This window comes from Streptomyces sp. NPDC059166, assembly GCF_042755185.1.
Classification (GTDB): Bacteria; Actinomycetota; Actinomycetes; order Streptomycetales; family Streptomycetaceae; genus Streptomyces.
The window spans coordinates 25,975-34,448 of the sequence record NZ_JBHZCI010000058.1; the positions used below are offsets into that span (position 1 = coordinate 25,975).

The 8,474-nt window shown below is 72.6% G+C and carries 7 protein-coding genes; all 7 read left to right on the plus strand.

The window, feature by feature from the left end:
• Window positions 1-159 precede the first annotated feature (159 nt).
• The 7 genes from ACFXOA_RS30015 to ACFXOA_RS30045 all read left to right on the plus strand — a co-directional run bounded on the left by ACFXOA_RS30015 (window position 160) and on the right by ACFXOA_RS30045 (window position 8,381).
• Window positions 160-951: a BTAD domain-containing putative transcriptional regulator gene (locus ACFXOA_RS30015; protein ID WP_385034944.1), complete on the plus strand. Its 792-nt coding sequence runs from the start codon at window positions 160-162 to the stop codon at window positions 949-951.
• 77 nt (window positions 952-1,028) lie between these two features.
• Window positions 1,029-2,618 (plus strand): acyl-CoA carboxylase subunit beta, encoded by a 1,590-nt coding sequence (locus tag ACFXOA_RS30020; RefSeq protein ID WP_385034946.1) that lies wholly within the window; start codon window positions 1,029-1,031, stop codon window positions 2,616-2,618.
• A 326-nt stretch (window positions 2,619-2,944) separates the two neighbouring features.
• Window positions 2,945-4,210, plus strand: coding sequence for a beta-ketoacyl-[acyl-carrier-protein] synthase family protein (locus ACFXOA_RS30025; RefSeq protein ID WP_385034948.1), 1,266 nt, complete (start codon window positions 2,945-2,947; stop codon window positions 4,208-4,210).
• Window positions 4,207-5,421 (plus strand): ketosynthase chain-length factor, encoded by a 1,215-nt coding sequence (locus ACFXOA_RS30030; RefSeq protein ID WP_385034950.1) that lies wholly within the window; start codon window positions 4,207-4,209, stop codon window positions 5,419-5,421. Before ACFXOA_RS30025 ends, ACFXOA_RS30030 begins: the two co-directional genes overlap by 4 nt.
• Window positions 5,422-5,734: 313 nt before the next feature.
• Window positions 5,735-6,004 (plus strand): acyl carrier protein, encoded by a 270-nt coding sequence (locus ACFXOA_RS30035; protein WP_362556131.1) that lies wholly within the window; start codon window positions 5,735-5,737, stop codon window positions 6,002-6,004.
• Window positions 6,005-6,363: 359 nt separating this feature from the next.
• Window positions 6,364-8,145, plus strand: a complete 1,782-nt coding sequence (locus tag ACFXOA_RS30040; RefSeq protein ID WP_385034952.1) for an acyltransferase domain-containing protein — start codon at window positions 6,364-6,366, stop codon at window positions 8,143-8,145.
• On the plus strand, window positions 8,142-8,381 hold the full coding sequence (locus ACFXOA_RS30045; protein WP_385034954.1) for a DUF6059 family protein: 240 nt from the start codon (window positions 8,142-8,144) through the stop codon (window positions 8,379-8,381). Before ACFXOA_RS30040 ends, ACFXOA_RS30045 begins: the two co-directional genes overlap by 4 nt.
• Window positions 8,382-8,474: the final 93 nt, after the last annotated feature.

Sequence of the window (8,474 nt, forward strand, 5' to 3'; positions counted from 1 at the left end):
GCGAGGCTCATCACCGGGGCATGACATTTTCATGTGCGCTCACATGACCACCTCACTGGGGCTTCACCACGGCGAGTGCCAGGCTCGACCAGGACTCCGCACCCGAGCCGGCCCGCAGCCCGGACCGGCCGTACAGCGCACGAAAGGGAGGGCGCCACCATGGAGATCAAAGTTCTGGGACCGCTGACGGCCCATGAGAACGGAGTGTCCGTCGTGCCCACGGCGGCCAAACCGCGCCAGATCCTGTCGCTGCTCGCCCTGCAGTCCGACCGTGTCGTCACGGTCGCGACGCTCATGGAGGAGATCTGGGGCGAGGACATCCCGCGCAGTGCGGCCACCACGCTGCAGACCTACATCCTCCAGCTCCGCCGGAAGATCTCGGCGGCCCTCGACGGGTCCCGCCGGCAGGCCAAGGACGTCCTGGTCACCCAGCACGGCGGCTATCTGCTCCAGGTCCAGCCGGGCCAGGTCGACGCCCACGAGTTCAGCCGGCTGGCGGCCTCCGGGCGCGCCGCGTACGACGCCGGCGACCACCACGCGGCCTCCGGACTCCTCGGCAGGGCCCTCGAGATGTGGCAGGGCTCCGCGCTCGTCGACGTCCGCGTCGGAACCGTGCTGGAACTCGAGGTGCTGCGTATGGAGGAGGACCGCATGGCGGCCCTGGAGCGCCGCATCGACGCCGACCTCATACTCGGCAGGCACACCGGGATCGTCCCGGAACTGAGGGTTCTGGTCGCCAAGCACCCCATGCACGAGAACTTCTGCGCCCAGCTGATGACCGCGTTGCACCGCTCCGGCGGAGCCAGCCGTGCGCTGGAGGCGTACCAGAGGCTGCGGATGACGCTCGTCGACGAGCTCGGCCTGGAGCCCTCGGCCCGGCTGCAGCGCCTCCACCAGGCCGTTCTCTCCGCCGACCCGGCCCTCGACCTCCCGGTCGCGGCCACCGGCTGAGCACGGCGGACCCGCAGGGGGCCGCCCTCCCGCAGGTCCTCCAGCACGACTCCAGCCGGCGTTCCTACGTTCGGTCAATGACGATCCTCGACGACCTGACGGTCACCCCCGCCGCCCCCGACCTGCGACGTGCCGCCGCCGAGTTGCGCCGGCTGAAGGAGGAGGTGAGCCGGGGACCCGATCCGGCGGCCACCCGCCGGCAGCACGAGAAGAACAAACTCACCGCGCACGAGCGGCTCGAACTGCTCTTCGACGAGGGCTCGTTCACCGAGATCGAGCCGCTGCGCAGGCACCGTGCCTCCGGATTCGGCCTGGAGAACCGCAAGCCCCACGGCGACGGTGTCGTGATCGGCTGGGGACTCGTCCACGGCCGCACGGTCTTCGCCTACGCCCACGACTTCCGGATCTTCGCGGGGGCCCTCGGCGAGGCGCACGCCGCGAAGGTGCACAAGGTGATGGACCTCGCCCAGGCCGCCGGTGCCCCGCTGGTCAGCCTGAACGACGGGGCCGGCGCCCGTATCCAGGAGGGTGTCACGGCCCTGGCGGGCTACGGCGGCATCTTCCGCCGCAACGTCGCCGCCTCGGGGGTCATCCCGCAGATCAGCGTGATGCTCGGCCCCTGCGCGGGCGGAGCCGCGTACTCACCGGCGCTCACCGACTACGTCTTCATGGTCCGCGAGACGGCGCAGATGTTCATCACCGGCCCCGACGTGGTGCAGGCCGTCACCGGTGAGCGGATCACCCACAACGGTCTGGGCGGCGCGGACGTCCACGCGAGCGTCTCCGGCGTCAGCCACTTCGCCTACGACGACGAGGAGACCTGCCTGGAGGACGTACGGTTCCTGATCGCGCTGCTGCCGTCCAACAACCGCGAGATGCCCCCCGCGGTGCCCTGTGACGACCCCGCCGACCGCAGGACCGACGCCCTGGCCGACCTGGTCCCCGCGGATCCGGGGCGCAGCTACGACGTCCGCGCGGTGATCGAGGAGATCGTGGACGACGGCGAGAGCTTCGAGGTCCACGAGGCCTGGGCGCCCAACATCGTGTGCGCGCTGGCCCGGCTCGACGGCCGGCCGGTCGGCATCGTCGCCAACCAGCCGGCCTCCCTCGCCGGGGTGCTGGACATCCACGCCAGCGAGAAGGCCGCCCGCTTCGTCTCGACGTGCGACTCCTTCAACATCCCCCTGGTCACCCTGATCGACGTACCCGGCTTCCTGCCCGGCGTCGACCAGGAGCACAACGGCATCATCCGGCACGGCGCCAAACTCCTGTACGCGTACTGCAACGCCACCGTCCCCAGGATCTCGCTGGTCCTGCGCAAGGCGTACGGCGGCGCCTACATCGTCATGGACTCCCGCTCCATCGGCGCCGACCTGGCCTTCGCCTGGCCCACCAACGAGATCGCGGTCATGGGCGCGGAGGGCGCGGCGAACGTCATCTTCCGGCGGGAGATCGCCGCCGCCGACGATCCCGAGGCGGTCCGGGCCCAGCGCATCGAGGAGTACCGGACCGAGCTGATGCACCCGTACTACGCGGCCGAGCGCGGGCTCGTGGACGACGTCATCGACCCGGGCGACACGCGGTCCACCCTCATTCGCTCGCTGGCCATGCTGCGGGCCAAGCACGCCGAGGTCCCGTCCCGTAAGCACGGGAACATCCCGACATAGCGGTGCGTTCCGGCAGGTCCACGAGCGCGCGAGTCCCGGTCGAGGGCACAGACGTTCCATGGCTGCATCGGAAAACGGCGGCCCGTTACGAGCGGGCTCCCGCCCGATTCGGCCGGCCGGGGCCGTTCCCACCCCGAACCGCCCCGGCCACCGTCGCTCCACCGCCCCGAACCGGCCTCACGGCCGGCGGCCCCACCTCAGCAGTCACGCTCACGCAGTCACACGCTCAGACGTTCACATGGACGAAGGGATCGACAGTGACCCCCACAGTGCCGACCGGCAGGTGCGCGAAGGCGCGTCCGGCCCCGTCGAAGGTCAGGTAGACCATGCGCAGAGTCGCCATCACCGGCCTGGGCGTCGTCGCCCCTGGAGGGGTCGGTGTCAAGGAGTACTGGGACCTGCTGACCGCGGGTCGCACCGCCACCCGGAGGATCAGCTTCTACGACCCTTCGCCGTTCCGTTCGCAGGTCGCCGCCGAATGCGACTTCGACGCACTGGCCGCCGGCCTCTCCCACCAGGAGATACGCCGCCTCGACCGTGCCTCCCAGTTCGCCGTCGTCTCCACCCGGGAGGCCATCGCCGACAGCGGCATCGACCTCTCCGCCGTGGACCCCGGCCGGGTCGGGACCGCGGTGGGCAGCGCGGTCGGCTGCACCACGAGCCTGGAGCGCGAGTACGCCGTCGTCAGCGACGGCGGCCGCAAGTGGAACGTGGACCACGAGTACGCCGTACCCGAGCTGTACCGGCACTTCGTGCCCAGCTCCATAGCCGCCGAGGTCGGCCTGGCGGCAGGCGCGGAAGGCCCCGCGGCGGTCGTCTCCACCGGATGCACCTCCGGGCTCGACTCCCTGGGCCACGCGGTGGAACTCATCCGCGAGGGCACCACCGACATCATGATCGCCGGCGCCACCGAGGCCCCGATCTCCCCGATCACCTCGGCCTGCTTCGACGCGATCCACGCCACCACCCCGCGCAACGACACCCCGGAGAGCGCCTGCCGGCCCTTCGACCGGACCCGCAGCGGCCTGGTCCTCGGCGAGGGCTCGGCGATCCTGGTCCTGGAGGAGCTGGAGAGCGCACGGGCGCGCGGCGCCCACATCTACGCCGAGATCGCGGGCTTCGCCTCCCGCTGCAACGCGTACCACATGACCGGCCTCAAGCCCGACGGCCTGGAGATGGCCGAGGCCATCGACGTGGCGCTCGCCGAGGCACGGCTCGCGCCGGACACCGTCGACTACATCAACGCCCACGGCTCCGGCACCAAGATGAACGACCGTCACGAGACGGGCGCGTTCAAGCGCAGCCTGGGCGAGCACGCCTACCGCACCCCGGTCAGCTCCATCAAGTCGATGATCGGTCACTCCCTGGGCGCCATCGGCTCCCTGGAGATCGCGGCCTGCGCGCTGGCCATGGAACACGGCGTGCTGCCCCCGACCGCCAACCTCCACGAGCCCGACCCGGAGCTCGACCTCGACTACATCCCGCTGACCGCCCGCGAGAAGAAGACCGACGTGGTCCTCAGCGTGGGCAGCGGTTTCGGCGGATTCCAGAGCGCCATGGTGCTGGCCCGCCCGGAGAGGAGCACCTCATGACCACCGCAGTGGTGACCGGCCTGGGCATCACCGCCCCCAACGGCCTGGGGACCGAGGAGTACTGGAAGGCCACCCTGGCGGGGGAGTCCGGTCTCGGGCCCGTCACCCGCTTCGACGCCACCCAGTACCCCTCCCGTATCGCCGGGGAGGTCACCGGCTACGTCGCCGAGGACCACATCCCGAGCCGGCTGATGCCGCAGACCGACCACATGACGCGCCTCGCGCTGACCGCGGCCGACTGGGCACTCGCCGACGCCGGCATCGACACCTCGGAGATGCCCGAGTACGGCATCGGCGTGGTGACCGCCGCGTCCGGCGGCGCCGTCGAGTTCGGCCAGCGCGAGCTGCAGAACCTCTGGAGCAAGGGCAAGGAGTACGTCAGCGCGTACCAGTCCTTCGCCTGGTTCTACGCCGTCAACACCGGCCAGATCTCCATCCGGCACAAGCTCCGCGGGCCCAGCGGCGTGCTCCTCACCGAGCAGGCCGGCGGCATCGACTCGCTGGGCCACGCCCGCCGCCACATCCGCAAGGGCTTCCCGGCCGTCATCTCCGGCGGCGTCGACGCGGCCGTGTGCCCCTGGGGCTGGGTCCCGCAGATCGCCTCCGGCCTCATGAGCACCGTCGACGACCCGGCCCGCGCCTACCTGCCCTTCTCCGAGCAGGCCGCCGGATACGTACCCGGCGAGGGCGGCGCCATCCTCCTCGTCGAGGACGCCGAGTCCGCCCGCGGCCGGGGCGCCACCACCGTCTACGGCGAGATCGCCGGCTACGCGGCCACCCTCGACCCCGCACCCGGCAGCGGCCGGCCGCCCGGTCTGCGCCGCGCAGCCGAGAACGCGCTCGCCGACGCGGGGATCCCCGCGGGCGACATCGACGTCGTCTTCGCGGACGCCTCCGGGGTGCCCGAACTCGACCGTGCGGAGGCCCAGGCCCTCACGGAGCTCTTCGGCGCACACGGTGTCCCCGTCACCGCTCCCAAGACCATGACCGGCCGGCTCCTCGCGGGCGGCGCCGCCCTCGACGTGGCCACCGCGCTGCTCGCACTGCGCGACGGCGTCATCCCGCCCACGGCCAACGTGCCGTCGGCCGCACCCGGTCACACGATCGACCTGGTCACCGAGGCCCGTGAGAAGCAGCTGCGCAACGCGCTCGTCCTCGCCAGGGGCCACGGAGGCTTCAACGCGGCCCTGGTCGTACGCCGAGCCCGCTGACACCGCGCCCGCCGGGCGTCCTCCGCGGACGCCCGGCAGGCGGCACCGGGCGGCCGGCCGCTCCACCGGGGCTACAAGCCCCCACGAGCCCGGGAGGGTCCACTGGCCCTGCGGCGACCCCGCGAGTGCCACCGGCCCCACCGCCCCGACCGGCCCCACACGGTTGCACCGGCCCCACACCGGTCGCACGACGAGCCCCACCGGATCGACCAGTCCCACCGGACCCACCTGCCCCACCAGTCGCACGGCAGCCCACGCCCCACCAGTACCGGCGACACCATCCATGCGCCCAACCGAGAGGACGGCACCGACCATGAGCACCACGACCGCCACAGTGACCCTGGCCGACCTGACCCGCATGCTGCGCGAGAGCGCCGGCGAGGAGGAGGGCATCGACCTCGACGGTGACGTCATCGACACCCCCTTCATGGAGCTCGGCTACGACTCCCTCGCCCTGCTCCAGGTCATCGGCCAGATCCAGCGCGAGTACGGCATCGAGATCCCGGACGACGCCGTCGTCGACGCCGAGACCCCGGGCGCTCTCCTCGCCCTCATCAACGCCGGTGCGGCCACCGCGGCCTGAGCCGGTCCCCACGGCCGCCCCGCCTCCTATCCCCCCCCGGGGCGGGGCGGCCGTGACACCTCGGGCGCGACCCGGACCGCGCGACCCTTCGAAGGCGGCCGCACGACGCGCACCCGGAGGGCGCCACCCGCTCCGGCCCGTGCTCCGACCGCGCGAACCCGAACCCGGGCCGCACGACGCGGGCCCCGCACCCGCAGCACCCCGTACCTCGTACATCTCCGTGCGCCTCAGGGCCGAGGCCGGTCACCGCCGGCGGGCAGCAGCACACGCCCCGCTCCCGCCCACCGTCCCGACCCGGGGCCGATGAACGTCCCGGCATCGCACCGACCGGGCCTGAGCCGGGCCCACGAGGAGGAACCATGTCGATCACTTCACAGAGTGCGGTGGTCCGCCGGCTGATCGTCAGCCCCGGCTCCGCCCCCAGGAACCCCAGCCGGATCACCGCGTCCGCGGCCGGAGTCTCCGCGGTGCTGCGAGCCTTCGGCCGCGCCCCCGACGACCTCCCCGCCCGTACCGTCGTCCTCGTCGGCGCCGCCGCGGTCGACGCCGGCCTCCGCCCCGAGCACGAGGGCTTCACCGTGGGCACCGAGCCGACCCCCGCCCGCGCCCTGCACAGGGCCCACCGGGAGCTCCACGACGGGACGGCCGACCTCGCCCTGGTCGCCGGATTCGGCGAACCCGACCCCCAGACCATCACCGTCTACGCCGTCAAGCGGGCCGCCGAGGCGGTCGCGGAGGGCGACGCCGTCCTCGGCGTGCTCGACGTCACCACCGTCGACGAGGACACCACCCCACCGCTGCGCCCGTTGCCCCAGCCCCCCCGGGCCACCGACCCCGACCGTCACAGGCTCGTCCTCTGGTCGGGCCGGAACGCCGAGGACGAGCAGCGCGTGCGCGGTGAACTCCTGCCGATGCTCGACGGCCTGCACCGGGAGATCTACCCCGCCCTGCCGACAGCGGTGCCCTGCGGCACCGCTCCCGGCCCGGTACGCGGAGCGGCGGTCGCGGTATCCGCCCTCGCAGCCCGCGCGGTGCACCAGGCCCGCACCAGCGACGCCTCGCGTCCGAGGCCCGTCGTCCTGCTCTTCCCCGGCCAGGGCTCCCAGCACGCCCGGATGGCAGCCGGCCTCTACCGGACCGAACCCGTCTTCACGGCGGCGGTCGACGCGGCCCTCTCCCACATGGGCGAGGAGGGAGGCCGGATCCGCTCCGACTGGCTCGACCCCGCCCGCGCCACCATCGGAATCGACGACGTACGCCGGGCACAGCCCCTGCTGTTCGCGATCGACTACGCGCTCGGTCGGCTCGTGCTCAGCTGGGGCGTCCGCCCGGCGGCCTTCCTCGGCCACAGCGCCGGGGAGCTCGTCGCCGCCACGTTCGCCGGAGTCGTGTCCCTGCGCGACGCGGCCCGGATGGTGCTTGCCAGGGTCCGGGAGGCGGTGAGGATTCCGGAAGGCGGCATGCTCGCGGTCGCCGCGAGCGAGGAGCAGCTGCTCCCGTATCTGACCGGAGACGTCGGCATCGCGGCGGTGAACGCCAACCAGCAGGTGATGCTGGCCGGTTCGAAGGAACCGCTCACCGAGGTCGCCGCCCGGCTCAAGGCGGACGGCCACACCGTGGTCACGGTGCCGGCGACGAGCCCCTTCCACTCCCCGGCCATGGCGCCCGCCTCCGACGCGGTGGAGATCGCCTACCGGGACATCCCGCTGCGTGAGCCGAAACTGCCGTTCTACTCCGGCTACACCGGGACGATCATGAGCCCCGGACAGGCGTGCAGCCCGCGCTTCTGGGCGCGCCAGATCACCGACACTGTCTACTTCCGGGACGCCCTGGACGAGCTCCTTGCCGCCGACGACGTCCTCCTCGTCGAGGCGGGCCCCCGGCAGACCCTCACCGCCTTCGCCCGCCGGCACCGCTCGCTCCGCCTCGGCGCCGGCGCGGTGGCCCCGCTCCTCCCGGCCCGCCCCGGCACCCCGGAGGCCGACCGCCAGTCCGTGCTCACCGCGGCCGCCCGCATCTGGACCGAGGGCCACGACCTGGACCTCAACGCGGTGGCCAGGCTGTGGACCTGGGGCGAGCGGCCCGTCGCGGGCACCGAGGGCGTCCGGGAACGCGCGAGGGCGGAGGCGCAGCCCGCATGAAGCACGTCATCACCTACGCCACGAGAGCCCTGCGCGAGGTCTACCACTCGCTGACCGCGGTGGGCTGGGTCTGGCTGGGCCTCCCCACGATGGGGCCTCCGATCCCGATGGCCCCTGCCCGCCTGGACGAACCACCGGCGGGCCATCCGGAACGCCTCTGCGCCGACGTCCCACTGACCAGCACGGAACTGGCCCTGCAGCGACAGCTCGTGCAATCGATCGGGGAGAGACAGTGAAGGAAGTCCGTCGTCTGGATCGTGTGATCATCCGTTTCGCGGGTGATTCGGGTGATGGCATGCAGTTGACGGGTGACCGGTTCACGTCGGAGA

Excerpts from the sequence above, each read along its gene's own strand:
- ACFXOA_RS30015 (WP_385034944.1), top strand. The coding sequence starts at position 160 with ATGGAGATCAAAGTTCTGGGACCGCTGACGGCCCATGAGAACGGAGTG.
- ACFXOA_RS30035 (WP_362556131.1), top strand. The coding sequence starts at position 5,735 with ATGAGCACCACGACCGCCACAGTGACCCTGGCCGACCTGACCCGCATG.
- ACFXOA_RS30020 (WP_385034946.1), top strand. The coding sequence starts at position 1,029 with ATGACGATCCTCGACGACCTGACGGTCACCCCCGCCGCCCCCGACCTG.
- ACFXOA_RS30030 (WP_385034950.1), top strand. The coding sequence starts at position 4,207 with ATGACCACCGCAGTGGTGACCGGCCTGGGCATCACCGCCCCCAACGGC.
- ACFXOA_RS30025 (WP_385034948.1), top strand. The coding sequence starts at position 2,945 with ATGCGCAGAGTCGCCATCACCGGCCTGGGCGTCGTCGCCCCTGGAGGG.
- ACFXOA_RS30045 (WP_385034954.1), top strand. The coding sequence starts at position 8,142 with ATGAAGCACGTCATCACCTACGCCACGAGAGCCCTGCGCGAGGTCTAC.
- ACFXOA_RS30040 (WP_385034952.1), top strand. The coding sequence starts at position 6,364 with ATGTCGATCACTTCACAGAGTGCGGTGGTCCGCCGGCTGATCGTCAGC.